Below are 24,360 nucleotides of genomic sequence, written 5' to 3' on the forward strand. Positions count from 1 at the left end.
GCAGCGCGGCGGCCAGGACGCGCGAGGGGCGTTCGCCGATCCGGTGCGGCAGGCCGCGGACCCCGGTGGCTTCGTCGTCGGCGAGGTCGGGCAGCACGTTGAGCAGATGCGCCCCGACGCCGAGCGCGGCGCCGGCGGCGGTCATCCACCAGGGCGCCCAGTGCGGGGGCGCGGCGGCGAGGGTGACGACCGAGGGCAGCATCCCGAAGCCGCAGGTGTACGGCACCCATGACCAGGGGGTCGCCTTGAGCCCGGCGTTGTAGGCGTGGCCCGCGCCGGTGGCGAGGACGACGTTGACCAGTGCGCTGCGCCAGCCGACGAGCGCGGACAGCACGAGGGAGGCGAGAGCGGCCATGACGAGGGCGCGTGCCACCCAGCGGACCGGGAGGGAACCGATGGCCAGCGGCTTGTCGGTGCGGCCCACGGCGCGATCACGCGCGAGGTCGAGCAGGTCGTTGCCCCAGCCGATGGTGAGCTGGCCGGTGAACACCGCCGCGGTGACGGCGGCGGCGGCCGGCGGGCGCAGACCGGCGCGGAGTGCCAGCAGGCCCGTGACGGCGGTGACGGCCAGAGCGGGCCCGCCGTGGGCGGCGGCGAGCAGCGCGCGCGCACGCGGCGGTGCGGGGCGCGCGGGGGCCGTGCCGGCGGTCACGGGCATCGCCCCGCCGCATCACCGGGGGCACGGGCCACCGTGCCCAGGCGCAGCACGGTGGCCTCGCCGCACCCCTCCGCTCTGTTTCCGGTCGCCCGGGACCACGGCCCGCCGTCACCGGTGATCACGTTGCGCATGCAGCATCGCTCCCACGTTGCCCGCCCGCTCACACGGGGTGGTCCGGCATCCGGTGGAACGGGCAGGACCTGGAAGCGAAGCCGATGCGGCTCCCGAGAGGGCCCGCTATCGGTGGCCTGCGGGTACGGCTGACCAGGTCCGTTCAGCCGTTCTTGCGCCGGTCGAACCAGATCGTCGCCACCGTCGCCAGGAGACCGGCCCAGAACAGTACCTGCGGGACCGTGCGGTCAGTCCACGGGATCTGGGTGATGAGCAGGGCGCAGGCCATGGCCCAGGATGCCTGGGCCAGGACGATACGGGGCCAGGTGCGGCGGCGCAGCAGCGAGCGCAGATTGACCCGGACGCCGGCGCGCAGCCGCCGGTACCTCAGCAGGGCGCCCAGGGTCCAGACGACGGCCATGGGGACGAGGTCCCAGAGCCGCTGGCCCAGTGGCAGCGGCAGCTCCCGCTGGGTCCGGCCCTCCGTCGCGAACAGGTCGATGCCCACACCGGCGAGTGCGAGGCAGAGCAGGGCCAGCCAGCGGATGCCGCGCAGCAGACGGTAGGAGGCGTCGTCCAGGCCGCTGCGCATCGGCGCGGAGCCGGGGGCGGCGGCCAGCGCGTCGGCGTACAGGGTGGCGGCCTGCGCCGCGTTGACGCCGGGCGCGGTCGCCGCCTTCTTCGTCCGCCGGGCCAGGGCCTGCTCGTGCTGCGGGTCGAGCCGGAGGATGGCCTCGTCCAGTCGGTCGGCGACGGTGCGGTTGCCCGCCATGTCGGCGATCAGCCAGGCCACCTCGTAGGCGAACACCTCCTCGGGGCCCAGCCGGATGGCCTCCTGGGCCAGTTCGCCGGCCTCCCGCAGGGCGGCGTCCTGGTCCTCCCGCCTGACCTGGCCGCCGTTGGCCTGTCCGGAGCGGATCGCCCTGATGCGCCAGAGCCAGTTGGCGAGCAGCGCGTAGCCGTACCAGTGGTCGGGGGCGAGGCGGATCACCTCGCGCAGCACGTCCTCGGTCTCCAGGAAGCGGCCCGCGGCGCGCAGGGCGTGCGCGTGCATGACGAGAGCCCCGGTGTCCGCGGAGTCCAGCGCCAGCGCCCGCTCCGTCGCCTCCAGGGCCTTCGGCCCGTCCTTCTCGTCCCCGAGATGACTGCGGGCGAGTTTGACCCAGGCCCGGACGTCCTCCGGGTCCTCCGCGAGCCGCCGCGCCAGCAGTTCGCGGGCCTCCTCGTACCGTTTCAGGTCGATGAGCAGGTCGGCCCGCTCCACGGCGGGGTGCACGGTCGCGGTCACAGCTTGCGCCTCTTCTTCAGGTACGCCACCAGGTCGTCGTACATCCCGCCCTCGTTGGCGAACATCGCCACGTTGCGCGCGGAGGCGAACCACGGCTCGGCGGACGGGACGACCTCCTTCGCGGCGGCCAGCAAGTCCTTCATACCGATCAGACGGACCGTCCCGGTACGCGCCGAGTCCAGCAGCGCCCGCTCGGCCGCCGCCTCGCAGACATGGGCCAGGTCCGCGCCCGACAGGCCGTCCGTGGCCTTGACCAGCTTGCCCAGGTCGACGTTCTCGATGGGCCTGTCCCGCAGGTGGTAGCGGAGGATCGCCTCCCGGGCCGGCCCGTCGGGCGGCAGGACCAGGATCGTCCGGTCCAGCCGGCCGGGACGGCGCAGGGCGTTGTCCACGTCCCAGGGCACGTTCGTGGCGGCCAGGACGAACACGCCCTCGTTCGCCGCCGAGTCGATGCCGTCCAGCTCGGTGAGCAGCTGGTTGACCGTGTTGCGCATGCCGCTGTGCGCGCTGCGGCTGCGCTTGGCGCCGAGCGCGTCCAGCTCGTCCAGGAAGACCACGCAGGGCGCCTGGCGGCGGGCGGTCTCGAAGACCTCGTGCATGTTGCGCTCGGAGTTGCCGATCCACATGTCGAGCACGTCGTTGACCGACACCGACAGGAACGCGGCGCCGAGTTCCCCGGCGACCGCGCGGGCGATGAACGTCTTCCCGCAGCCGGGCGGCCCGTACAGCAACAGCCCGCCGCGCAGGCTCTTGCCGTACAGCTTGCGCAGCTCGGGGTTGCGCAGCGGCGCGAGGAACGCGGCCTCCAGGCGGTCCTTGACCTCCTGCATACCGCCGACGTCGGCCAGCCGCACTCCATCGGGCGTCTGAACGTCCCACGCGCCGGCATCGCCGGGGTCGTCCTGTCCGTCCGCGCGGACCGGCGCCTCGACGAACCGCGGCGGCACCACGTCCCCGACCTGCTCCTCGGCGGCTCGCCAGTCGAACCCCGCCCGCTGGTCCGGGGGTTGCGTCGGCGCCGGGGCCGGCGCGCCCATCGCCCGCGCCATCAGGTCACGGGCCTGAACGTCACCCGGCGCGTGCTGAAGGGCCACGGCCGCCTCGGCGACGGCGGCCTCCGACCGGCCGGCCTCCAGCAGGAGCTGGGCCAGATGCAACCGCAGGGGCACATCGGCGGGAGCGGCGGCGACGGCGGTACGCAGACTCTGTATCAGAGGGGAGTCATCCGGCATGATCCACAGCCTAGGCCAGCCGATAGGGCACCCCGCGCTCAGGATGGATCGTCATAGCGGGTGGCGATCGCGGCGGCGCGGTCGCGCAGGGAGGTGCGCAACGACTGCGGGGTGAGGGCTTCCGCGTCCGTGCCGAGCTGCCACAGCGCCCATTCGGCGTGTCGTGCGTCCTGGAAGGTCACCTCCAGCCGCAACCAGCCGTCTGCGTCCGGTTCTTCCGCGCGCACGGCCACTGCGGTGTCCAGCAGGTCCTCCCGCCGCGCCGGGTCCACCCGTACCAGCACGGTGATGTGGTCGCGGCCGGAGAGAAACCGCGCGGAGCGTTCCCGCCAGATCCGGTCCAGATCGACCCGGTTCGGCCGCTGTGCCGGTTCGGGGAGTTCCTCGGCGGCCAGCACCCGCGACAGCCGGTAGGTGCGGTCCGCGCCGGATCTCGTGGCCAGCAGGTAGACCCGGTCGCGGACGGTGACCAGGCCGATGGGGTCCACCGTGCGCCACTGTGGGGTCTGGCCCGTGGCCGCGTAGTGGATGCGCAGCTTGTGGCCGGCGAGCACCGCGCGCCGGACCTCGATCATGGTGGTGCCGGGTACCTCTTCGGTGACCAGCCGACGTGCGAGCAGGTCGGTCTCCGGGTCGACGAGAAAACGCCGGGCCGCGTCGCTCGCGGTGGCCCGGTGGCCTTCGGGCAGCGCGTCGACCACCTTCCGCATGGCCGAGGCGAGCGCCGAGCCGAGGCCGAAGGCCTGCTCGCCGCGCCCCGATCCGGCGGTCAGCAGGGCAAGGGCCTCGTCGTGGTTCAGACCGGTGAGCTCGGTCCGGAAACCGGGCGACAGGGCGAAACCGCCGTGCCGGCCGCGTTCGGCGTAGACCGGGACGCCGGCGGCGGACAGCGCCTCGATGTCGCGCAGCACGGTGCGGGTGGACACCTCCAGCTCGCGGGCCAGCGTGTCCGCGGTCAGCCGACCGCGCTGACGCAGCAGCAGCACCAGCGAGACCAACCGGTCGGCACGCATGCGAAAACCCTATCGGAATACATGACCGAGGATGTCGTGATTCGCTGCGAGGCTCCTTGCCACGACGACGACGCCGGCGGCTGCCGAGCCGATGGCCGTGCGCGTTGCCGATGATGCGAACGGAGCTGACGTGGCAGTGGAACGAACGGCGGTCAACCCGGTGACCTGGTCGGCGGGGCTGGGATTCAACCAGGGTGAGGTCGTCTCCGGGCACACCCGGACCCTGTACATCTCGGGGCAGACCGCGATGAGCGAGGAGGGCAAGCCCCGGCACGACGGTGACATGGCGGCGCAGTTGGCGCTGAGCATCGACAACCTGGAGGCCGTGCTCGGCGAGGCCGGCATGTCCCTCGCGAACGTCGTCCGGCTCAACGTCTACACGACCGATGTCGATCTGCTCTTCCAGCACTACGGCGTGCTGGCGGGGCGGTTGGGCGCCGCCGGGGTGGCGCCGACCACCACGATGCTCGGGGTGACACGGCTGGCGGTCCCCGGCCAGCTGGTAGAGCTCGAGGGAACGGCCGTCGCGTGAGGTGACCTCGCCGTCGACGCGATCACCCCAAGTGCCTGCATGAGCCCGGCCGCCGCAGCGACGTCGTCGCTGCGGCGGCCGGGCTCACGACGACCCGACGTCGATCACTGGGGAACAGGTCCTAGTCTGTCAGCCATGGCCGGTGGCGATTTTCGGCCTGCCAGGTGACGAAATCAGTCACGAGGGCGAACTCCCGCCCTGCCGAAATCACTGGAGGAGGACCGTTGCACCACGATGAACGGGCAGACCGGCCCGGTAGCCACGGCGAACACCGGATCCAGCAGGAGTTGGGCACGGTCGGCCGCGCCGACCGGTTCTACGACGAGCAGGTTCTGGACCGGCTCAACCCCCGTATGAAGGAGTTCGTGGCCCGCCAGGAGATGTTCTTCCTCGCGACCGCGGACCGTCACGGCGAGTGCGACAGCACCTTCCGGGCGGGCCCACCGGGGTTTCTCCGGGTACTCGACGACGCGACTCTGGCCTACCCGGAGTACCGCGGGAACGGCGTCATGGCCTCGCTCGGCAACATCCGGGAGAACCCGCACGTCGGCATGCTGATGATCGACTTCTCCCAGGACCGTATCGGCCTCCATGTCAACGGCCGGGCCCAGTTGGTCACCGATGACACCATGCGCCAGAGGATGCCGGACCTGCCGGTCGATCCCGTACCCGGCCGCCGCCCGCACCTGTGGGTGGAGATCGAGGTCGAAGAGGCGTACATCCACTGCTCGAAGCACATACCGAGGCTGGTCAGAGCACCGCTGCGGCAGAACACCACGAGTGCGAACCGTTCCCCTGCCGACGACGAGCAGGCCTGGGGCACCGACGACGCCAAGCGCAAGGGTGGCGACTACTTCGGAGCGGCGGCCCAGGAGCGCGGACTGACTCCCCGCTGAGTCGAGGGCCCGAGCCGCTCATTTGCCCTTCTCGGCGAACCATTCGATCAGGCCGTGGGCGTCGAGCTCGGGCATCTGGTCGGTGACGGTCTCGGCGCTGCGGGGGAACATGGCCTGCTCGTACTCGGTGAGCGCCGCCTCGATGTCGTCGGGGTGCGCGGCCAGGGCTTGACCGAGTTCTGCGCCGTCGAGCATGGCCAGGTTGGCGCCCTCGCCGTTGGGAGCCGCGAGGTGGGCGGCGTCGCCGAGCAGGGTCACCCCCGGAACCCTCTCCCACCGGTGTCCGGCCGGCAGAGCGTAGAGGGGGCGCAGGACCGGCGCGACGTCGCTGTCGGTGATCAGCGCGGTGAGTTCCGGCGCCCAGCCGTCGAATTCCTGCGCGATCCGTGCGGTGGCCTTGTCGGCGTCGGTGAAATCGATGGCGGCGAACCAGTCCTGTGGCTCGGACAGCCCCACGTAGGCGTGCAGAGTGTCGTCCTTCTCCCGGTGCGCGAAGACCTCACGGCCCGGCGAAGGGGCCATCAGCATCCCGCCGCCGACTGCTTTCGCGGCGGCCGGGTGCCGCGTGGCGGCGTCGAACAGGTAGGTCTCGACGACCGATTTGCCGATGTACTGGGGTGTGGCGGTGGACAGCAGCGGGCGGACCCGTGACCACGCGCCGTCCGCGCCGACCAGCAGGCCGGTGACGACGGTGGCGCCGTCGGCGAACGTCACCTCGTGGCGTCCGCCGCCCAGGGCCCGAGTGCGGCTGACCTTGTGCCCCCACCGCACGGTGTCCGCCGGGAGCGCGTCGAGCAGGACCTGCCGCAGGTCCCCGCGCTGCACCTCGGGGCGTCCGCCCATGCCGTCGTCGGGTTGGTCGACCAGGACGGTCCCGTCCCGGTCGAGGATCCGCATCGCCTGGCGGCCCTCCAGAACGATGGCGTGGAACTCGTCCATCAGACCGGCCGCCTTGAGTGCGAGCTGCCCGTTGTAGTCATGGATGTCGAGCAATCCGCCCTGCGTGCGTGCCGAGGGCGAGGACTCCGCCTCGTAGACCGTGACCGGGACGCCGTGGACGTGTAAGACGCGGGCCAGCGTGAGTCCGCCGAGTCCGGCGCCGATGATCGTGACTGAGGTGTGCATGGTGGCTCCTTCGGGATCGGGCCGCCCGGTGAACTCCGGCCGGCCGTCTCTCGAAAGGTGCCAGCCCTCACCGACGAGCCACCGACAGCCCACCGACAGCCCCCGACAGTGCTCCGACGCGGCACCGACACCGCAGATCAGCCCCGGCTCAGCGTTTCAGCGGGTACGACCCCGGCGGCGGACGACGAGGACGGCGGCGCCCAGGAGCACAGCCCCGGCTGCGGTCGCGATGAGTGTGCGGCCCGCGCCCGTGGTGGTCATGGTGTCGCCGGAAGACGCGTCCGCCGTCGGTGTGGCCGGCGTGCCGAAGGCGAAGGCGACGCTGTCGTTGGAGGCGTCCGGGTCGTGCAGGCGGATGCCGGCCGGGCCGGGACGCACGGTCGCCCTGCCCTTGGCGCCGTCGTAGCCCTCGGTCTGCTTCACCCACAGTTGGAACAGCTGGCTCTTGCCGGCGGGGACACCGAACGGCGCGGTGCACACGTAATGCCGGTGGCCTGCCTCGAAAGGTGCGGTCGTGGTGCTGCCGACCCGGAGAAGGCAGGGGCCGTACGGGCTGTCCTCCTCCTCCGTGTGAGCGGTGCCGGTCGCGACCACACCCTTGGGCAGGACGACGTCGACCACGGCGACGGGCTTGTCGTCGATCCCGTACGCGGAGGCCGGCCCGTGGTTCACGGCGTTGATGTCCAGGATCCATTCGCCCGCCCGGCGTCCCCGCTGTGCCGTGGCATCGGCCGCGAGGTCCGCGGAGTTGTCGGCCGCGACGGTGAACCGGCCCTCGGCACCGTGCTCGAATCCGCCTCCCGTTCCGGACGCCCTTACCAGGGTGAGCGCCGGCCCGGTGCCCTGGTGACTGCCGCCGCCGGGTTGTTCGCGCGGCTTCAGCAGCCTGACCGAGTAGTCGGTCACGGCGGTCAGGACGCGCTTGCCGACCGTGGCCGTCAGGGGGCTGCTCAGCTTCACGGTGCCTCCCGCGGGCACGGAGTCCGAGGAGGCCGTGAAGACGCACGTGACGGATGTCCGGCTGCCGGGTTCGCCGGGTTCATCACCTTCGCCGTAGGCACAGTTGGAGAACGTGCGGTCGAAGACCAGGCCGCCCACCGATTCCCAGCGCAGCATGATGCGCCGGTCAGTGGTCAGATCCCCGGTGTTGCGCAGCCGGAGCGGCACACTGATCCGGGAACCGATCCCGGCGTGCGTCACGTCCGGCACCCTGCCGACGACCAGGTTCGGGGTGCCTGCGACCACCTTCGCCTTCGCAGTGGCGCCGGTGCCACGGTCGGCGGTGAGGGTGTACGTGATCGTGCCGCTGCCGCCGGGTGCCGCGCCCGCGTCCGCTCGCAGGGTGAACTCGACCGAACGGCTCTGCGCGGCACCCTTGTTGACGCAGGTGACGACCCGCCCGTCCGCCTCGCACCTCGGGTCGTCGGCCGTGACGCTCGCGATGCCCGCCAGGTCACGCGCGTCGATGACGAGGGAGTCGTTCGTGGGAACGGGGACCTGCGCCCCGCCGTCCCAGAACATCCAGCCGACGGTGACCGACCGCTCCCCCGACGACCCCACGTTGATCTGCTCGTCGGCGCTGATCGTCGCGTACGCCTGAGTCGGCAGGGGGGACGGTGTGACAGAGGGATCGCCGCCTGCAGCGACTGCACTGGGTGCGCTGGACGCCAGGGCGAGCACCAAGGCAGCCAGTACTGCCCCGAACACCGTGCGCTGAGGGTTCATACACGTTTGATGCGCGAGGTGTCCTGAAAGTTGCGCCCCCGGGCGTGCGGCTCGATGCGGCGGTGTGTGCCGTATCACGCGGCTCGAGGCGCCTAAGTTGCGTCCATCACAGCGGAAATGTCCATTTAGCGTCCATCCTCGAAACGGACATCAGCGCCCTAAGCAGAGCTCATCAGCACTCTCTGGGCGCGAAGTTCCAAAGTGACCCAAGACACAGCACTGGCGACGTTCCCCTGTTTCCCCTTGAAAGGTGCCCCAATATGGCCGCTTACCTCTGCCCTCCTACCGTGATACACGGCGAACACCCCGTAACGACCAGCCAGATCGTGGCAGAGGTGAGCGACCGGCACCCGCACGCGGCGTGGGCGCCGCGGGTCGACGGCATCGCGGCCAGTACGGGCATCGAGACCCGCGGATGGATGCTGCCGCTGGAGACCGCCGTCGCGCCCGGCACCGGCAATGGCCTGCGGAGCGTCGGCGTCGAGCCGGCCCAACAGGCGCTGGCGCGCGGGGGGTTCACCCAGCAGGACGTGGACCGTATGATCGCCGCCCTCGAGACCATACCCGCGCCGCAGACCGTCCAGGAGCGCACCGCGCCGGCCTGGGAGGCCGTGCAGTCCTACGGGGAGCGTGCGGCGCGCGGGGCCCTGCAGAGTGCCGGGCTGGACGCCGCGCACGTCGACTGCGTGATCACCAGCCACTCCACCACCCCGGCGCTGCCGGGTCTGGACATCACCCTGGCCAACAAGCTTCCGCTGCGCAGCGACGTGATGATGCTGCCGGCGACGCAGTGGGCCTGTATCGCGGGCACCCGTTCCCTGGCGCTGGCGGCGGATCTCGTGGCCGCGGACCCCGACCGGGTGGTCCTGATCGTCATCGCGGAGGCGCTGAGCACGACCTACCAGCCCGCGGACGACACCCTCGAGTCGCTGATCGTCCGGTTGCTGTTCGCGGACACCGCGGTCGCCGCGGTGGTCACGGGCCGCCCGAGGCCCGAGTCGGTGCTGCGGCTGGACGCCGCATGGCACCACACCCTGCCCGGCACCCAGGACCTGCACCGCCTGGAGACGCGGGCGGACGGCACCCACTTCGTGATGGACCGGCGCGGGCCGCGCGCCGTCCAGCAGACGGTCACCGCGATGTGGGAGTGGCTGCGCGTCCGCTACCAGGACGAGCCCGGCTCCTGGCACCCCGACGTTCTGCTCGCGCACCCCGGCGGCACCCGGGTGCTGGAGTACATGGAGCAGACCATGCCCGACGCGTGGCCGCCGGGGCTGCTGGACTACAGCCGGGACAGCTACACCAGCGGCAACCGCGGAGGTGCCGCCGTGTTCGACATCCTGCGGCGGGCACAGGACGCCGGGCGGCTGAAGCCCGGCGACCGCGCCGTTCTGTACGCGGCGGCCCCGGGTCTCACCGCCACCGCCCTGGAAGGGGAGTGGCTGTAGCGACTTCCGCCCAGACCACCTTCCCGGTGTCCGTCCACCGCACCCCCCACCGGGTGGTGAGTCTGTGCACGATGCCGAGGCCCCGACCACCGTCGTCGAGCAGGCCGCCCCGCCTCAGGCGCGGCCTGCCGCTGCCGGTGTCGCCCACCTCGCACAGCAGGCCGTGACCGGTCCTGATCAGCCGTACCGTGAGGGGACCGGCGGCGAACCGCACCGCGTTCGTGACCAGCTCGCTGACCAGCAGCACCACGCCGTCCCGGATGTCGTCCCTGGTGCGCCATTGCCTCAGCAGCGCGGAGACCTGCGCGCGTGCCCGGGCGGGGGCGTCCTGGCGGGCGGGCAGCCGCCAGGTCGCGGTGTCCCCCTTGCGGTAGCCGATCATCCGTGCGAGCAGCAGGGTCACATCGTCGCGCTGGGGCGTGGGCGCCAGCGCGGAGACGACGTGCCGTGCGGCCTGCTGCAGGGCGTCCCAGGGGTGCACCGTGGACACGGCGTCCGCCAGCCTGGCGATGCCCTCGTCGATCGACACGGCCGGATCCTCCACCAGCCCGTCGGTGTAGAGGACGAGCAGGGAGCCCGGAGGTGCATCGAACACATGCACGTCGAACGGCTCCCGCAGAGCGAACTCGGCGCCCAGGCCGGGATGCGGTCGGACCGCGAGCGGGCCCGCGTGCCCGTCCGGGGAGACCAGGACCGGGGGGAGGTGGCCGGCGCTGGACAGCGCCACCTGGTGGCTGACCGGGTCGTAGAGGGCGATGCAGCACGTCGAACCCAGCGCGCTGTAGCCGGCCGCCAGCCCGGACTCCGCGTCGTCCAGTAGCGTCACGGTCTCGTCCAGGTGCTCCAGCACCTCGTCGGGCGCGAGCCCGGCGGACAGCAGTGCGCGGGCCTCCATGCTCAGCTGGCCCATGGTCGCCGCGGCTCCCAGGCCGTGCCCGACGACGTCGCCGACCACCAGCGCGGTACGGCCGTCCGGCAGCGGAAAGCTGTTCACCCAGTCCCCGCCGACGCCCGCGCTGTCGGGGTTGGCGGGCTGGTAGACGCTGGCGATCTGGAGGGTGTCTCCGCCCGTCCGGGGCAGGAGGCGACGCTGCAACGCCAGCACCTGCGTGTGCTCGCGCTGGTGCTGACGCGCCAGGTCGACGTGGTGCGCGGTCCTGGCCACCAGTTCCTGCAGGTCGAACAGCTCGTTGTCCCGGAAGGGGCTGTCCGCCCGCCGCCAGACCTCCGCCACGCCCAGGACGACGGGCGGCTCGCCGTCCAGGACCAGGGGGATGCACGCCACACCAGCCGACCGTTCACCGGGCACCAGGGCACGCACGACGCGTGGGCTGGCGAAGACCCGCTCGACCGTCTCCCGGTCGGGTATGACGATGGTCTGGGGGACGTCGTCCCGCAGTACCGCCCGGGCCAGCAGGCGACTCGCGTCTCCGGGAAGGTCGTCGCCCGGAGTCACGTAGCCCTCGGGCCACGCCCGGTCCGGCACCAGGGCCGCCCGCCGCAGCCGGATGGGCCCCTTCGTCTGCCCGGTGACTCCCTCCCCCGTCCACACGGCGAAGTCGAGGTCGACGGCGGCCACGTCTCCCCAGGCCAACAGCGACTCCGCCAGCGACTGGGCGGTCTCGCCGATGTCCAGCGAGGTACCGATCGCGGTCTCGGCGGCGTAGAGGTGCAGTCTCCTCGCCATGGCGATCACGGAGACGGTCAGGCCCTCCTCGGGCGCCGCGGCGGGCAGGATGCTCATCGAGACCACGAGCTCCGACCCGTCGCCGCGCCGCAGGCGCTGGATCCGGGCGACGTGCGCCTCGCCGGTCTCCAGGACCTGCCGCAATCGCCGGGTGACCGTCGGTACGTCGCCGGGGGGCAGGAGGTCGACGAACGGCTTCCCGGCCACGGCGTCCAGACCCGTGAAGACGGGGGCGTCCAGATTGCAGCGGGTGATGATCAGGTCCCCGTCCAGGTTGACCGCGCCGAGGATCTGCTCCTGACGGCCGGTCGCCGGGGGGTCGGGTACGGGCCTGCGCGGGGTGCGCTCGCCCTGCGCGTCGGCGGGACCACCGGCCGCCGCCGCTCCACCGCGCGGGAAGTAGCGCCCCAGGGCGCTGCTGACCAGGTCGAACGCCGAAGAGGACGAGGGCGACGGTGTGGAGTCCATGCGGCTCTCTCAGCAATCCCCGGCGCGGCACCGGGGCAGTACTCGTAACCCGTGCGGCAGGCCCCGAGATCCCTGACCGCACACCTCATTGAATAACACCGGGGGCCGCTTCGCCCACAGCAGCGAATCGCACGGTGAACACGGACAGTGAGGAAATGCCGGGGCAGGGGGGAGAGCGTGCTCGCCCTCAGACCGGAAAGTCCCCGGTGATGTCTCCGTCACCGGTACGGGGCGCTGGGAAACAGGGCAGATGCGTGCAGATGCCCGACTCGGCAGGCGGGAAGGAAGCACTGGTGTCCGGCAGGCCCCAGGCTCGCCGCACCCGGTGGATCAGCTCGCGCGCACTGTAGGGGGAAACCGCCAGCTCAAGGCGCATGTCGGCCAGGCGCTGGGTTGCCCCGTCCGGTTCCCGGGCGCCGATCTCCGCACTGCGCTGATCGAAACCCGAGGGCGTGAAGACCTGGAGCAAGGTCAGCCCGTACGCCGCGTAGGCCCGGGCCTCCGCGATCAGCAGGCGGGTGGTCTCCGGCAGAGCCTCCTCGGTGTCGGCTGCGGAGCCGGGCTCACCGGAGGCGGGCGCCGCAGGCCAGACGAACGCCTGCAAGGCCCGCACGAGCGCTTCCCGGCGGTGCGGGCAGGAGGCGTCCAGCTGCTCGGTGAGCATCCGGTAACCGGTGAGGACATGCGCCGTGCCGGCCGTCCACGGCTGGCCCGCCAGCAGGGTGCGGAATCCGGCGAGGGTGTCGGAGAGTTCTTCGGTCAGCATCAGGTACGAGATGTCCCGCAGTTCGACGTACGACGTGCTCTCGCGCAGTTCGACCAGCCTGAGCGCGTAGCGGATGAGGTCGCGCGGGATGCCTCCGGACAGGGCGTGCGCGAGGACGGCGTACGGGTACGGAAGCCGGCGGACTCGCTGCTGCAGGATGGCCACGGACTCCAACAGCGCCATGGGCCGCACATGGACGACGTCGTCGAAGGAACTGTCGGTGGCGTCCCGGTTCGGCAGGCCTCTCCGCACGAAGGCCGCGCTGACGTCCTCGGCCACGGTGACGAGACAGAAGACCCAGGGTATGCCGAGGACCGCCTTGACCTCGCCGAGGAACGCGCGGGCCTTGTCCGCGGTGCCCATGCGGTCGAGTTCGTCGATGCACAGGAACACATGGCCGTTGTCCGTCGCGCGCAGTTCCTGGGTGATCGCTCCGAGCAGTTCCCGGAACTCCGCCACGAGTTGCGGGAAGTTCGGCGGCACGCTGGACAGCGAGGAGCTGTGCGCGGTGGTGAACAGCGCTGTCGGGGCGAGGCCCAGCGAGGCGGAGGTGCTCTGGGCCGTGCGCAGTCGGTAGAGCTGGTCCTCGCACCGCCTGGCCAGTTCCGTCTGGGCCGGGCGAGGCCCTCGCCGGGACCGGGAAGCGGTGACGAGACCTTTACCGAGCACCAACAGGCCGACGCGAGCCGGGTTTTCCGGCTCCGACAGGTAGGGGCGGCTGATGGAGAAGGCACTGAGGACGCCGGCTGCGGCGGCGACCGCGCCCATGAGGGCCAGCAGCAGCCGGTCCTGACGGGTCAGGCTGCGCGGTCTTTCGGACGCGAGGAGACCGAAGAAGACCATGATCCACGCGATGATAGCCAGCGCCACAGGCATCGCGGCGTCCTCGGTGGTGGGGATCAGCTCGTCCAGCAGGCTTGGGTCCGAATCCCGCAGGAAGCCCAGGAAGTCCAGGAGCACGTCGGCGACCGGGACGAGAAACAGGCACCAGCCGGCGATCCACACGATGACCCAGCCGATCCGGTCCCGCGGCCCCACCCCCAGGAACCGGCGGAGCCGGCCGGGCGCTCGCAGCGTCCACACGACCGCGCTCGCGTAGACGATCGCCAGACAGATGAGGGTGTACTTCCCCTGCCACACCATGCTCACGCCGTGGACCGCTTCCTGGACCCCGTCCGCGATCCACGACTGGACGAGGGAGCGATGGCCGTCCCACCAGCCGCGGACCGCCGCCGCGGTACCGAGGACGAACAGGGCGGCAGCCGGGACGGCGTACAGCGACCACCGGGCACCGCGACGGACGAGAGCGGCCATCTGGCGGTGCCGCCTCACCATGCCCGACAATCGCGTGAAGTCGGGCACCGCCTGGCCGCTGCGCCGCAGATACTGCTCGCAGACACCCACCAGGCAGGACAACAGGAAGTCGTACGGGGTGTAGGCGGCAGGCACATCGACGGTGACCACCAGGTCGGCTCCGCCTCGGTCGGCGGGGATGTCCGTGCGCAGCAGATCAGGTGCGGCGCGCAGCAGAGTGGTCTTCCCGGACCCCCTCGGACCGCTGAGCGCGATGGTCCCGCCGTCGATCAGTGAGAGCTTGCGTGCCAACTGTCTTCCGCACTTGCTCAGTACGAAGAACTGGGCGTCAGCGCGCGCTCGCAGCCCCTGGTAGCTGTCGTACATCAGGACGGAGTGCGGGTCGTCCCCGAGCAGCGCCGTGATGACCTCCAGCAGCACTTGGCGGGCGCTGTGCGTGGTGAACTCCGCCTCCAGCGCCTTCAGAGCGCTGTCGGCCTCCTGCTTGTCGAGCCACAGCTCGACGGGGCCCACGACGCGAACGAACAGAGACCACAGATGGCGCCGGGCGCGGGGACGGAACGACAGCCATCCGCCCAGCGTCGCGGCGACCAGCACCTCGACGATGACGGACTGGGTCCGTGACCAGTAGCTGTGCCTCTCGGGGGCCGCGACGACGAGAGCGCCCAGACACAGCAGGACTGCCAGTGAGGCGGGCTCCAGCCCGGCCTCGGCTCTTGCCCGTGCCAGCTTGCGGCGGGTGTTCGTCCGCTGGTCCAGCTTCTCGCGGGTGTCGAGGAGGACCTCCCTGCTCAGCAAGAAGGCCCGGTTGACGGCGGCCGGTGCCTGCATGGCCGCACGTACCGCCTCGGCGGTCACCCCCGGACGGCTCAGCAACCGGTCGGTGACGGACGGTTCCGCCAGAATCGCCTCGACGCTGCGCTGATACGCGGCCATCTCCGCCGCGTAGCGCCAGTCCCGTAACGGTGCGGCGTGAGCCGTCCCGTCCGGCGCGGTGTTCGATCCGGAGCCCCACCGCCCTGTCCCCCGCCGCATGCGTCTTCCCTTCTCCGCCGACAGCCCAGGCCGGTGAGCGTAGAACGCGCCGCACCGCCCGCGCAGACGAACACCACACCATCAGGACCGGGTCACCCGCCACAGTGGGGCCAGTGCGGTGGGCTGCACCGCACCGGCGGCGGCCGAGCCCAGCAGCAGTGCGGTCAGGTCATGGTGCCGTGCCTGTTCGCCGGTGGGAGACGCCGCCGCGATCCGGTCCAGCCGGAAGCCCCGGCCGGCCCGGCGGGTGCGGCACCAGGCGATGAGGTACCAGCGGCCGTCCGTGGTGAGCAGACCGGCCGGTTCCACGACGCGGTCGCTGACGCGGCCTGCCGCGTCGGTGTAGGACAGCCGCAGCACCATGGAGTCGGTGACGGCCCGCTCCACCGCCGTGCGGATCGCCGAGTCGCCGTCGGCCGGCAGGGTGACGATCCGTGCGGCGAGTTCCCGGGCCGCCGCCGAGGCGGGGCCGGCCATGGAAGCCATGATCTTCTGAGCCGCCGCGCGGGCCGCGCCGGCGTAGGGGGTGGAGGCGTCGGCCGAGGCGAGCGCGGCGGTCAGTGCCAGGGCTTCGTCGGCGGTGAAGCTGATCGGGGGCAGGGTCATCTGCCGGTCTATCGACCAGCCGCCGCCCCGCCCGGGCAGGGAACGCACCGGGACGCCACTGCGCATCAGTGACTGAAGGTCGCGCTGCACCGTGCGGGTGCCGACCTCGAACCGCGTGGCCAGCGCCGCGACCGTCAGCGGCCTCGGCGCCGCCGCCCGCAACTCTTCCACCAGCGCGTACAGTCGGGCAGTGCGGTTCATGGCGCCGACGCTACCGGCACGCGGCGGCCAGGAAATCGCGCTCCCGCCGTAGGTGGCGCTCGGTGACGGTCAGCGGGAACAGAGTGAAGCCGTGCATCGCGCCGGCGACGACATCGAGCCGCACCGGCGCGCCCGCCGCCTGCCACCGCGCGGCCAGGAACAGCGAGTCGTCCAGCAGCGGATCCTCGGTGCCGACGACGATCCGGGCGGGTGGCAGCCCGGCGAGGTCAGCGAACAGGGGCGACACCTCCGGGCTACGGCGCTGTTCCTCCCCCATCCCCGGCGTGAACAGCTCGTAGCTGCCCCGGATCGTGTCGGTGTTGCTCAGCAACCGCCGGGCGCCGAAACTCCGCTGGCTCGGTGTCATCGACAGGTCATAGGGGCCGAACAGCAGGTGGGCTGCCCGGAACGCGCCGGTGATGCCGTGCCGGTCGCGAAGGCGCAGCAGCGTCAGGACGCTGAGGTGGGCACCGGCCGATTCACCGCCGATCAGCAGCCGTTCGGTCCCGAATTCGGACGAGGCGTGTGTCACCAGCCATCGGGCAGCCGCTTCGCAGTCGTCGGGCCCGGCGGGGAACGGGTGTTCAGGTGCGAGGCGGTAGTCCACGCTCACCACCGCCAACCGTGCCTGTTCGGCGAGCCGCCAGAGCCGTTCGTCCTGTCCGTCCGCGGAGCCGAACACCCAGCCGCCTCCGTGGAAGTGCAGGTACACGCCGTCGACGCGGTCCGGCACGAAGACCCGCACCTTCACTCCGCCGTCCACGACGCGGTCCTGACCGTGGGGCAGTCGTACCGGCGGCGTGTCACCGCCGAGCCGGTTGCGCCGCAGCAGCGCCAGCGTGGCCGCGCTCGGCGTCTGTGCGCGAGCCGGACGGCTCGCGGCGGCAGCCTCGAACTGCTCGTTGAACGCCAGGGTCTCGGGCAGGCAGTCCTCATCGGTGAGCGTCATGCCGTCGACGGTCGCAGCTGCGTGCGACAACACCCTGTCACCCTTTCTCTGTGACTTGAGTCACATTCATCAAATTCCTTGACGCGAATATTCCCTTAGGGGAATACTTCTCTCCATGGACGCACTCCTCAGCGCACTGGCCGATCCGGCCCGCTGGCGGCTCGTGAGCCTGCTGGCCGAGCGGCCCCGTTCGGTCGGTGTCCTCGCCCAGCTCGCACAGGCTCGCCAGCCGCAGACGACCAAGCACCTGCAGACCCTTGAGCGCGCCGGGATCGTCACCTCCCAGCGCACGGGCCAGCGCCGCGTCTACGCGCTGCGCCCGAGCACCCTGCGCGATCTGGCGGCTGCCCTCAGCCGGCTCGCCGACGCCGCGGAGCAGGCCGGTGGACCGCTCGCGACCTACGAGCGCTACGGGCTCAACCTCCAGGCGGAGCGGCTCGCCGCGGACGCGCCGGGGTGGGCGGACGGCCGTTCGTTCAGGTTCCTCCGGTCGCTGACGGCGCGCCCCGACCTGGTGTGGCGTCACCTGACCGAGGCTTCTCTGCTCGCCAACTGGTGGACGCCCGATGGCCTCCGCGTCTCCGAGCTCGTCTTCGAGGCACGGCCGGGCGGGCGGATCGTCCACGAGTACCGCGATGCCGAGGACGGCGACGACTCCGACCCGGTCGCCGGACGCGCGGAGGGAATCGTCGAGGACGTACGCCCCGGGGAGCGCCTTGCCTACCGGCTCTCGCCGCTGCTTCCCGACGGTGGCCTCGCCTTCACCGCACACGTCGAGACGGTCCTGCGGCCCACCGGCACCGGCACGGACCTCGACATCCAGTGGCGGATCACCGACAGCGCCGTCGACTCCCCGGACTTCGTCGCCGGCATCGAGATCGGCTTCGGCCAGAGCCTCGACAAGCTCGCCGCGGCCCTCGACACACACGCGCACGACACCGTTCACACCAAGAGACAGGACATTCAGCCATGACCAACTCGACCGGCCGCAAGGTGACCGCGAACCTCGGCCTCACCCTCGACGGGCGCTACAACGGCCCCGGCGGGCCCGGGGACGCCGGCGCGATCGTCCGCTACGCGACCACCGAGGTCGCGCGCAACCACCTCACCCGCGTCTGGGAAGGCGCGACGACGGCGCTGCTCGGCCGGGTCAACGCCGAAGGGTTCCTGGGGTTCTGGCCGGCCGTCGCCGAGGACGAGAACGCCGACCCGCGTGATCGCGGATACGCGAAGTGGCTGGTCGACACGGAAAAGGTGGTCCTGTCGACGACCTTGACCGAAGCGCCGTGGGAACGCACCCGCGTGGTAAACGCCCCGACCGCCGACGTCGTCGCCGAACTCAAGGCCACCGGAGAGGGCGACATCCTCGCCAACAGCTGCCCGAGCGTCATCAAGGCGCTCCTCGCCGCAGATCTGCTCGACCGGCTGTACCTCCTGGTCTGCCCGGAGATCGCCGGGGGCGGACAGCGGCTGTTCGACGACGGCCTGCCGAGCTCGAAGTGGAGCCTCACCCATCACGAGACGGGCGAGCTGGGCGAGGCCGCCCTGGTCTACGACCGCCTCCGCTGAGCCTCCGGGCCGGAGGAGACGACTGTCCCCGCGCCCGCCGTCACGCGGACGCGGGGCCGTTGGTGCCGCTTCAGGGCGACATGAGCTTCCACAGGTGGTCGGCGGTGCCGTTGCCCGCCCATTGCGCGAGGCGGCGTCACGGACGTCACGGGCGACCGTCGGCCGAGCGCTTCATGTCAAGTTCAGGTCGGCGCGCACCAGATGGTGGTCCGAGTACGACGTGGACCGCACGCTGTGCTCCTGCGGGGTCATACCCCGCAGGAAGACGTAGTCGAACTTGCTCTGCCAGTCGGTGGTCGGCTCGCAGGCGCCGGCGGGCGCGGGACGGCATCCGGGGTCCGTGTCCGCGGCCAGCTCCCACATGGGGGCGAGTTCGGGCGCATCCGGCACCGCGTTGAAGTCGCCGAGAACGACCGCGCGGTCGTACCGGGCGACCTCTGCGGCGAGTACGCCCACCTGGTCCGCCCGGACGTCCTCTTGGCGCCGTTGGGCGAGGTGGGTGTTGAAGACCCGGACGGACCGGCCGCCCACCGTGGTGGTGACCGCCATGTACCCGCGGTCCTCGGATCCGCCGTCGGGGTATTCCGCGCCGGCGCGGTCGGTCATCGGCGCCGCCGAGAGGATCGCCTGGCCGAAGGCGCCCGGACTCCACGGCAGACCCCCGCAACGGCCCCAATCCTGCAGCACCGTCCCGTACTCGACGTGGTAGACGAGCCCGTGCAGTCGCTCCAGGTACTCCCGGATCCTCTCGACGTCGCGCACGCACGCTTCCTGGAAGCCGATGACCTGGGGCGCATACGCCGCGATCTCCGCCGCCCGGCCGACGTTGCTCACCTTGCAGGGATTGCAGAGGTTCCAGGTCATGACCCGGTTCGGTACGGCCTCCCTGACAGCGGTGACGGGCAGTGCCCTGCCGGAGACGGCACCGCTCGGCGCGCTGGGGCCGACGAGCACCAAGCAGGCCACGGCCATGGCACCCGCGAGCAACCGCATGCCCCTTCCGAACACCATCGCCTCCTGAATGCGGTTCACACGGCATCTGCCGTGTCCAGGCACGAGGTTATGGGACGGGGTCGTCGGCAACAGGTGCTTCTGCCCTTTCCAACGGCTCGACTGCCCGTCAGCTCGCGTGCGGGTACCTCTCACGCCGCCTCGCAGTGCTCCTCGGCGCCCAGGACGGTCCGTAGCCGCTCATGGCGGTCGAGGTCCTCCCATGTGTCGAGGTCGGGCGGGCCGGGGGTACGGCGTCCGGTGCCCCAGGCCCACGCACTGGCGGCGATACCGGCGGACAGCGGGATGAGCAGCCACAGCAGGGCGCTCACGATTTCCACCTCCTTCGACTGACCTGCCCAGGGACGCCTCAGGCCGTGAGCTGCCTGCGTGCTGCCGGAGATCGCGATCTTGCGGGGCTTCGCGTGCGGGGCGAGCGGGAGGCGCAGGGTGAGGACGCCGTTGCCGTAGGCCGCCTCGGCGGATTCGGAGTAGAAGGCTTCATCGTCGCGCCAGGCATCCGCCGGGATGACGACGTCGGCCGCAGCGGCATGCGCGAGCTGATGCGTGAGCCGATCGAGATCACCCAGAGCGCCGGTACGCGCAAGCATTCCCGCTTCTCCCTTCACTCGAGGTCATTGACAAGTGCGGACTGGATGAAGTTGATGCTGCCGCGCCCCTCGGGGACCCCCTCGGCGTCGAGCAGGTCGAAGCCTCGTACGACGCGGGCGTGCTGAAGCTGCGGATCCCGGTGGCCGAGCAGGCCAAGCCCCGCAAGATCGCCGTCAGCGGCGGCAGTGACCGCAAGGAACTCGGCGGCTGACGGATGACTGTCCGCCGTCGGCGTCGAACACGCCTTGACGTCCGTTGCGGGACTCAGAGTGGAGGCTCGTCGCTTTTGCTGGCAATGTCATAGATCACACCATCTGTAACTGTCAGCTCGGCAAGGCGAGGAGGTGGCCGGGATGCAGGCGCGGCAGCGGCGAGCGGACCTGTACGCGGTACTGGGCGTGGCGCCCTCGGCGACGGCCGAGCTGATCACCTCCGCCTTTCGCGCCCGGGTGCGTGAACTGCGCCCCGACACCCGTGTCGACGCGGCCACCGCCGAGCGGTTCGGTGAGGTGCGGGAGGCCTACGAGACCTTGCGCGACCCGGCCCTGCGGGCGGCCTACGACCGGTCCTGCGCGCGGGCATACGACCGCGGGCATGCCCCGGCTCCGCCCGTACGGCCCGCGCGGCGCTCCGTCGTCCTGCTCGGGGCCGTCCGCCCCGAGCCCGCGCTGCGCGCCGGTCCCGTCCGGTGGGAGCGGACGTCCCGGTGAGGTCCCGAAGCCCTCGAAGAACACGTGGGGAGACAGTGACCGGCGAGGAGGGAGAAACCAGATGGCACGGGCGGTCGGTATCGACCTCGGAACGACGAACTCGGTGGTCTCGGTCCTCGAAGGCGGCGAGCCCACCGTCATCGCCAACGCGGAGGGGGCCAGGACCACGCCCTCGGTCGTGGCGTTCGCCAAGAACGGCGAGGTGCTGGTCGGGGAGGTGGCCAAGCGGCAGGCCGTGACGAACGTGGACCGCACCGCGCGCTCGGTCAAGCGGTACATGGGCGACCACTCCTGGCGGTTCCCCCGCGACGGTGACATCGACGGCAAGCGGTACACCGCGCAGGAGATCTCCGCGCGGGTGCTGCAGAAGCTGAAGCGGGACGCGGAGTCCTACCTCGGCGAGGACGTCACCGACGCGGTCGTCACCGTCCCGGCGTACTTCGACGACGCCCAGCGGCAGGCCACGAAGGAGACCGGGGCGACCGCGGGCGAGGAGGCGGCCGGCGGCTCGTCCGAGGACGACGTGGTGGACGCGGAGATCGTCGACGACGACAAGCCGGAGGCTGGCTGACGATGACCGGGAGCGGGCCGCAGAACCCCGAGCTGGCGGAGCTGCGGCGCCTGGTGGAGGAGCGGACCGCCGACCTTCAGCGAGTGAAGGCCGAGTACGACAACTACCGCAAGCGGGTCCGGCGGGACCGCCTGGCCGTGCGTGAGATCGCGGTGGCCAACGTGCTCCGGGCGCTGCTGCCCGTGCTGGACGCCGTGGACCGGGCGTGCGCGCACGAGCCGCTCACGCCGGGCCTGGAGGACATCGCCGACAGCCTGAAGGAGCAGCTCGGCTCCCTGGGTGTCACGTCGTTCGGCGAGGTGGGTGATCCGTTCGATCCGGCCTGTCACGACGCCGTGGCGCACCACACCTCCCCCGGCAGCGACCGCCTGGTCTGCTCGGCGGTCCTGCGGCCGGGCTATCGCCTGGGCGAGAACCTGCTGCGCCCGGCCCATGTGGAGGTCGCGGGGCCGGCTCCGCCGGCGAGGAGCGCGCACGGGGGCGACCGGGGAGTACGCCCTTCCACCGCAGGTGGTGCGCCGCCCTTCCCCATCGCGCGCAGCTGATACGCGGCGTTGCCGGCGGTGGCCGCGCATCCGTCGCAGACGTGGGTACCGGGGAAGAGGGCATCGCACCGATGCCGTCGACGCTCCAGCAAGCGGAGGTGACGAACGATGCAGCACCACGAGTACGTGGCCCGCGTACGCGAGCTCGGCGAATACGGCAGCCAGGACGAGGCCGCGAAGGTCACCGAGGCCGTGTTGAGCGTGCTGGCCCGGAGGATCAGCCCCGGTGAGGTCGATGACCTCGCCTCCCAGCTGCCCGGACCGCTCGGGCAGACACTCGCGGCCGCCAAGCCGCAGCGGGCCGAGAACTTCGGGATCGAGGAGTTCTGCCGCAGGGTCGCCGAGCGCATCGGCGCCCGGCCGCGCACCGCCGAGTGGGACGCCAGTGCCGTCCTGACCACTCTGGCCGAGGCGGTCAGCGGCGGCGAGCTGAACCAGGTCCTCAGTCAGCTTCCCTCCGGCTACGCCGGCCTGTTCGGCAAGGCCGATCTCGCCGGCTGACACGATCGGCCGGTCGGCGTGGGCACGAGCACGGCGTACGTCGGCCGGCCGACTGCCGGCCTCGTCGCGAAGCCCGGGCTCGATCGTCCAGCGGGCGCAGCACGCGCCGTGACGGCTGTGGCGGGTCACCCAGGCCGTGCCGGACCCCGGACGAGCCCCGTGAAACCCCGGTGAAAACCCTGTGGAAGCGGTGTCGGTGAGGCCGCATATGCTGCACCGGACGATCACGTGGGACCAGGGGAGGGCGCGGCATGTTCGGCAGGTTGTTCGGCAGAGGTGCGGAGAGACCGGCGGCGGATCCGCATGCCCTCCCCGTCCCGCGCAGGCAGAAGAACGGGATGTACACACTGCGCGCGCTCGGCGACACGCGGGTGCTCGCGCTGGTGGAGGCGGCCGAGGCGGGTGACTGGGCGGCGGTCAGGGCGGCGCTGGCTCCCTTCGACCTCGGCCGCGACCACCAGGTCCTCGGCGAGCTGGCCGACGTGGACGGTGTGCAGGACTGGATCGGCCGGGCCGTCGAGGAGGACAAGGAGCACCGGGCGGCGGCCCTGCTGATATCCGGGGCGCGCCACATCATCTGGGGCTGGGAGGCGCGCACCGCCGAGCGTGCCGTGAACGTCACGCAGGAGCAGTGGCGGGTCTTCCACGAGCGGCTCGACATCGCCGAGGAGCAGCTGCTGGAGGCCGCCGAGCTGCGGCCGGAGTGGGTCACTCCGTGGCGCCGTCTCCTCACCTCCGGCCGGGGCATGTCGCTGGGCCGCGCCGTCAACGAGACCCGGCTCGACGCCGCCCTGCGCCGCGACCCGCTGGACCTGGAGACCCACCTGGAGTGGGTGTCGCAGTTGCAGCCCCGCTGGGGCGGCAAGCCGGGCCAGGCCCTGGCGTTCGCCCAGGAGGCGGTCGCCCGCGCTCCGCAGGGGCACCGCCTCGGCTGCGTGATCGCCATGGCCTACATCGAGGAGTGGGTCGAGTCGGAGCGCGGGGACTACCTCCACACCTCCGAGATCCAGGCGCAGTTGCGGGAGGCGGCCGACCACAGCATCCTCCACCCCGCCTACGCCTATCGCCCGGGCTGGCAGCACGACTTCAACATGTTCGCCATGGCCCTGTCGCTGGCCGGTGAGCGCCATACGGTCCGGCGGGTCTTCCAGACGCTCGACGGCGCCTACACCAGCTGGCCCTGGACCTATTTCGCGGAGCCCGAGAAGCAGTTCGCCCGCCACCACCGTCACGCCTGAGCGCACGCCGGCCCCGATCCCACTCGCCCTCCCTCCCCTTCCGGACTGCCCGATGACTCTGCCCCACACCGCCACGAACCCGTCCGGCGCCGACCGCACCTTCCAGGTGGATCTGCGCGGCCTCGTCGACCTCCTCTCCCATCACCTCTACTCCAGTCCCCGCGTCTACCTGCGCGAACTGATGCAGAACGCGGTGGACGCGCTGACCGCCCGGCACGGCCTGGAACCGTCCGCATCCGCCGGCGCCCTCGGCATCCGCCTGTACGCAGACGGTTCGGTGGTCCGCGTCGAGGACGACGGTGTCGGTCTCACCGAGGCCGACGTCCACACCTTCCTCGCCACGATCGGCCGCAGCAGCAAGCGCGCCGAGCAGGTCGCCGAGCAACGCGCGGACTTCATCGGCCAGTTCGGCATCGGTCTGCTCTCCTGCTTCCTGGTGGCGGACGAGATCCACGTCCTGAGCCGCTCCGCCCGCACGCCCGACGCGCCCGCCGTGGAGTGGCGGGGACGCGGCGACGGCAGCTACACCGTCCGCACCCTGCCCGCCTCCGCCCGCCCCCGGCCCGGCAC

22 protein-coding genes and 2 pseudogenes are annotated in these 24,360 nt (G+C 71.7%); 12 read left to right on the plus strand and 12 right to left on the minus strand.

Annotated elements, in window-relative coordinates:
* The 4 genes from CCL05_RS04115 to CCL05_RS04130 form a co-directional block, all read right to left on the minus strand.
* Window positions 1-658, minus strand: a 658-nt coding sequence (locus CCL05_RS04115) for a UbiA family prenyltransferase (protein WP_107400417.1), incomplete at its 3' end; no start/stop codon positions are given.
* Between the two features lie 274 nt (window positions 659-932).
* Window positions 933-2,057, minus strand: a complete 1,125-nt coding sequence (locus CCL05_RS04120; RefSeq protein WP_244204150.1) for a tetratricopeptide repeat protein — start codon at window positions 2,055-2,057, stop codon at window positions 933-935.
* Window positions 2,054-3,289: an ATP-binding protein gene (locus CCL05_RS04125; protein ID WP_086559108.1), complete on the minus strand. Its 1,236-nt coding sequence runs from the start codon at window positions 3,287-3,289 to the stop codon at window positions 2,054-2,056. The genes CCL05_RS04120 and CCL05_RS04125 overlap by 4 nt, the downstream gene beginning before the upstream one ends.
* A gap of 38 nt (window positions 3,290-3,327) precedes the next feature.
* Window positions 3,328-4,302: a helix-turn-helix transcriptional regulator gene (locus CCL05_RS04130; RefSeq protein ID WP_086559109.1), complete on the minus strand. Its 975-nt coding sequence runs from the start codon at window positions 4,300-4,302 to the stop codon at window positions 3,328-3,330.
* Window positions 4,303-4,438: 136 nt separating this feature from the next.
* Here CCL05_RS04130 and CCL05_RS04135 point away from each other — a divergent pair, with 136 nt between their 5' ends.
* Both CCL05_RS04135 and CCL05_RS04140 read left to right on the plus strand, forming a co-directional pair.
* Window positions 4,439-4,834, plus strand: a complete 396-nt coding sequence (locus CCL05_RS04135; protein ID WP_086559110.1) for a RidA family protein — start codon at window positions 4,439-4,441, stop codon at window positions 4,832-4,834.
* A 224-nt stretch (window positions 4,835-5,058) separates the two neighbouring features.
* Window positions 5,059-5,730, plus strand: coding sequence for a pyridoxamine 5'-phosphate oxidase family protein (locus tag CCL05_RS04140; RefSeq protein WP_086559111.1), 672 nt, complete (start codon window positions 5,059-5,061; stop codon window positions 5,728-5,730).
* 18 nt (window positions 5,731-5,748) lie between these two features.
* On the opposite strand, the gene CCL05_RS04145 is transcribed toward CCL05_RS04140, so the two are convergent.
* Complete coding sequence (locus CCL05_RS04145; RefSeq protein ID WP_086559112.1) at window positions 5,749-6,855, minus strand: FAD-dependent oxidoreductase; 1,107 nt, start codon at window positions 6,853-6,855, stop codon at window positions 5,749-5,751.
* Window positions 6,856-7,011: 156 nt separating this feature from the next.
* The gene (locus CCL05_RS04150; protein ID WP_086559113.1) at window positions 7,012-8,580 is read right to left on the minus strand and encodes a COG1361 family protein; all 1,569 of its coding nucleotides are present in this window, start codon (window positions 8,578-8,580) and stop codon (window positions 7,012-7,014) included.
* 260 nt (window positions 8,581-8,840) lie between these two features.
* On the opposite strand from CCL05_RS04150, the gene CCL05_RS04155 reads away from it, so the two are divergent.
* Window positions 8,841-10,028 (plus strand): beta-ketoacyl-[acyl-carrier-protein] synthase family protein, encoded by a 1,188-nt coding sequence (locus CCL05_RS04155; RefSeq protein ID WP_086559114.1) that lies wholly within the window; start codon window positions 8,841-8,843, stop codon window positions 10,026-10,028.
* On the opposite strand, the gene CCL05_RS04160 is transcribed toward CCL05_RS04155, so the two are convergent.
* The 4 genes from CCL05_RS04160 to CCL05_RS04175 all read right to left on the minus strand — a co-directional run bounded on the left by CCL05_RS04160 (window position 9,994) and on the right by CCL05_RS04175 (window position 17,054).
* On the minus strand, window positions 9,994-12,183 hold the full coding sequence (locus tag CCL05_RS04160; protein WP_086559115.1) for an ATP-binding SpoIIE family protein phosphatase: 2,190 nt from the start codon (window positions 12,181-12,183) through the stop codon (window positions 9,994-9,996). The two genes, CCL05_RS04155 and CCL05_RS04160, sit on opposite strands and share 35 nt — an antisense overlap.
* Window positions 12,184-12,370: 187 nt before the next feature.
* Window positions 12,371-15,298 (minus strand): ATP-binding protein, encoded by a 2,928-nt coding sequence (locus CCL05_RS04165; protein WP_143589804.1) that lies wholly within the window; start codon window positions 15,296-15,298, stop codon window positions 12,371-12,373.
* 81 nt (window positions 15,299-15,379) lie between these two features.
* Window positions 15,380-16,105, minus strand: coding sequence for a helix-turn-helix transcriptional regulator (locus tag CCL05_RS04170; RefSeq protein ID WP_086559117.1), 726 nt, complete (start codon window positions 16,103-16,105; stop codon window positions 15,380-15,382).
* 10 nt (window positions 16,106-16,115) lie between these two features.
* The gene (locus CCL05_RS04175) at window positions 16,116-17,054 is read right to left on the minus strand and encodes an alpha/beta hydrolase (RefSeq protein ID WP_086559126.1); all 939 of its coding nucleotides are present in this window, start codon (window positions 17,052-17,054) and stop codon (window positions 16,116-16,118) included.
* Between the two features lie 115 nt (window positions 17,055-17,169).
* Here CCL05_RS04175 and CCL05_RS04180 point away from each other — a divergent pair, with 115 nt between their 5' ends.
* Window positions 17,170-18,027 carry a metalloregulator ArsR/SmtB family transcription factor gene (locus tag CCL05_RS04180; protein ID WP_086559118.1) on the plus strand — a complete coding sequence of 286 codons (858 nt, stop codon included), beginning with the start codon at window positions 17,170-17,172 and terminating at the stop codon, window positions 18,025-18,027.
* Window positions 18,024-18,623, plus strand: a complete 600-nt coding sequence (locus CCL05_RS04185; RefSeq protein WP_086559119.1) for a dihydrofolate reductase family protein — start codon at window positions 18,024-18,026, stop codon at window positions 18,621-18,623. Before CCL05_RS04180 ends, CCL05_RS04185 begins: the two co-directional genes overlap by 4 nt.
* A gap of 171 nt (window positions 18,624-18,794) precedes the next feature.
* Here CCL05_RS04185 and CCL05_RS04190 read toward each other — a convergent pair whose 3' ends face one another.
* Together CCL05_RS04190 and CCL05_RS45875 are read right to left on the minus strand one after the other, a co-directional pair.
* Window positions 18,795-19,634, minus strand: coding sequence for an endonuclease/exonuclease/phosphatase family protein (locus CCL05_RS04190; RefSeq protein ID WP_086559120.1), 840 nt, complete (start codon window positions 19,632-19,634; stop codon window positions 18,795-18,797).
* Between the two features lie 131 nt (window positions 19,635-19,765).
* The gene (locus CCL05_RS45875) at window positions 19,766-20,224 is read right to left on the minus strand and encodes an Hsp20/alpha crystallin family protein (protein WP_244204151.1); all 459 of its coding nucleotides are present in this window, start codon (window positions 20,222-20,224) and stop codon (window positions 19,766-19,768) included.
* A gap of 68 nt (window positions 20,225-20,292) precedes the next feature.
* On the opposite strand from CCL05_RS45875, the pseudogene CCL05_RS04205 reads away from it, so the two are divergent.
* The 7 genes and pseudogenes from CCL05_RS04205 to CCL05_RS04235 all read left to right on the plus strand — a co-directional run.
* Window positions 20,293-20,436 (plus strand): annotated as a pseudogene (locus CCL05_RS04205) (Hsp20/alpha crystallin family protein); the annotation flags it as partial.
* A 142-nt stretch (window positions 20,437-20,578) separates the two neighbouring features.
* Window positions 20,579-20,935, plus strand: coding sequence for a J domain-containing protein (locus CCL05_RS04210; RefSeq protein WP_086559122.1), 357 nt, complete (start codon window positions 20,579-20,581; stop codon window positions 20,933-20,935).
* A gap of 61 nt (window positions 20,936-20,996) precedes the next feature.
* Window positions 20,997-21,425: pseudogene (locus CCL05_RS04215) on the plus strand (Hsp70 family protein); the annotation flags it as partial.
* An 83-nt stretch (window positions 21,426-21,508) separates the two neighbouring features.
* On the plus strand, window positions 21,509-22,051 hold the full coding sequence (grpE, locus tag CCL05_RS04220; protein WP_086559123.1) for a nucleotide exchange factor GrpE: 543 nt from the start codon (window positions 21,509-21,511) through the stop codon (window positions 22,049-22,051).
* 108 nt (window positions 22,052-22,159) lie between these two features.
* A complete protein-coding gene (locus CCL05_RS04225; protein WP_086559124.1) occupies window positions 22,160-22,552 on the plus strand; it encodes a DUF2267 domain-containing protein in 393 nt (130 codons plus the stop codon).
* A 251-nt stretch (window positions 22,553-22,803) separates the two neighbouring features.
* Complete coding sequence (locus tag CCL05_RS04230; protein WP_086559125.1) at window positions 22,804-23,790, plus strand: hypothetical protein; 987 nt, start codon at window positions 22,804-22,806, stop codon at window positions 23,788-23,790.
* A 52-nt stretch (window positions 23,791-23,842) separates the two neighbouring features.
* Window positions 23,843-24,360, plus strand: a 518-nt coding sequence (locus CCL05_RS04235) for an ATP-binding protein (RefSeq protein ID WP_208641356.1), incomplete at its 3' end; no start/stop codon positions are given.

The organism is Streptomyces africanus (assembly GCF_002150735.1).
Taxonomy (GTDB): domain Bacteria; phylum Actinomycetota; class Actinomycetes; order Streptomycetales; family Streptomycetaceae; genus Streptomyces; species Streptomyces africanus.

Excerpts from the sequence above, each read along its gene's own strand:
- CCL05_RS04125 (WP_086559108.1), bottom strand. The coding sequence starts at position 3,289 with ATGCCGGATGACTCCCCTCTGATACAGAGTCTGCGTACCGCCGTCGCC.
- CCL05_RS04130 (WP_086559109.1), bottom strand. The coding sequence starts at position 4,302 with ATGCGTGCCGACCGGTTGGTCTCGCTGGTGCTGCTGCTGCGTCAGCGC.
- CCL05_RS04145 (WP_086559112.1), bottom strand. The coding sequence starts at position 6,855 with ATGCACACCTCAGTCACGATCATCGGCGCCGGACTCGGCGGACTCACG.
- CCL05_RS04150 (WP_086559113.1), bottom strand. The coding sequence starts at position 8,580 with ATGAACCCTCAGCGCACGGTGTTCGGGGCAGTACTGGCTGCCTTGGTG.
- CCL05_RS04155 (WP_086559114.1), top strand. The coding sequence starts at position 8,841 with ATGGCCGCTTACCTCTGCCCTCCTACCGTGATACACGGCGAACACCCC.
- CCL05_RS04160 (WP_086559115.1), bottom strand. The coding sequence starts at position 12,183 with ATGGACTCCACACCGTCGCCCTCGTCCTCTTCGGCGTTCGACCTGGTC.
- CCL05_RS04165 (WP_143589804.1), bottom strand. The coding sequence starts at position 15,298 with ATGCGGCGGGGGACAGGGCGGTGGGGCTCCGGATCGAACACCGCGCCG.
- CCL05_RS04170 (WP_086559117.1), bottom strand. The coding sequence starts at position 16,105 with ATGAACCGCACTGCCCGACTGTACGCGCTGGTGGAAGAGTTGCGGGCG.
- CCL05_RS04175 (WP_086559126.1), bottom strand. The coding sequence starts at position 17,054 with ATGACGCTCACCGATGAGGACTGCCTGCCCGAGACCCTGGCGTTCAAC.
- CCL05_RS04180 (WP_086559118.1), top strand. The coding sequence starts at position 17,170 with ATGGACGCACTCCTCAGCGCACTGGCCGATCCGGCCCGCTGGCGGCTC.
- CCL05_RS04185 (WP_086559119.1), top strand. The coding sequence starts at position 18,024 with ATGACCAACTCGACCGGCCGCAAGGTGACCGCGAACCTCGGCCTCACC.
- CCL05_RS04190 (WP_086559120.1), bottom strand. The coding sequence starts at position 19,634 with ATGGTGTTCGGAAGGGGCATGCGGTTGCTCGCGGGTGCCATGGCCGTG.
- CCL05_RS45875 (WP_244204151.1), bottom strand. The coding sequence starts at position 20,224 with ATGCTTGCGCGTACCGGCGCTCTGGGTGATCTCGATCGGCTCACGCAT.
- CCL05_RS04210 (WP_086559122.1), top strand. The coding sequence starts at position 20,579 with ATGCAGGCGCGGCAGCGGCGAGCGGACCTGTACGCGGTACTGGGCGTG.
- grpE (WP_086559123.1), top strand. The coding sequence starts at position 21,509 with ATGACCGGGAGCGGGCCGCAGAACCCCGAGCTGGCGGAGCTGCGGCGC.
- CCL05_RS04225 (WP_086559124.1), top strand. The coding sequence starts at position 22,160 with ATGCAGCACCACGAGTACGTGGCCCGCGTACGCGAGCTCGGCGAATAC.
- CCL05_RS04230 (WP_086559125.1), top strand. The coding sequence starts at position 22,804 with ATGTTCGGCAGGTTGTTCGGCAGAGGTGCGGAGAGACCGGCGGCGGAT.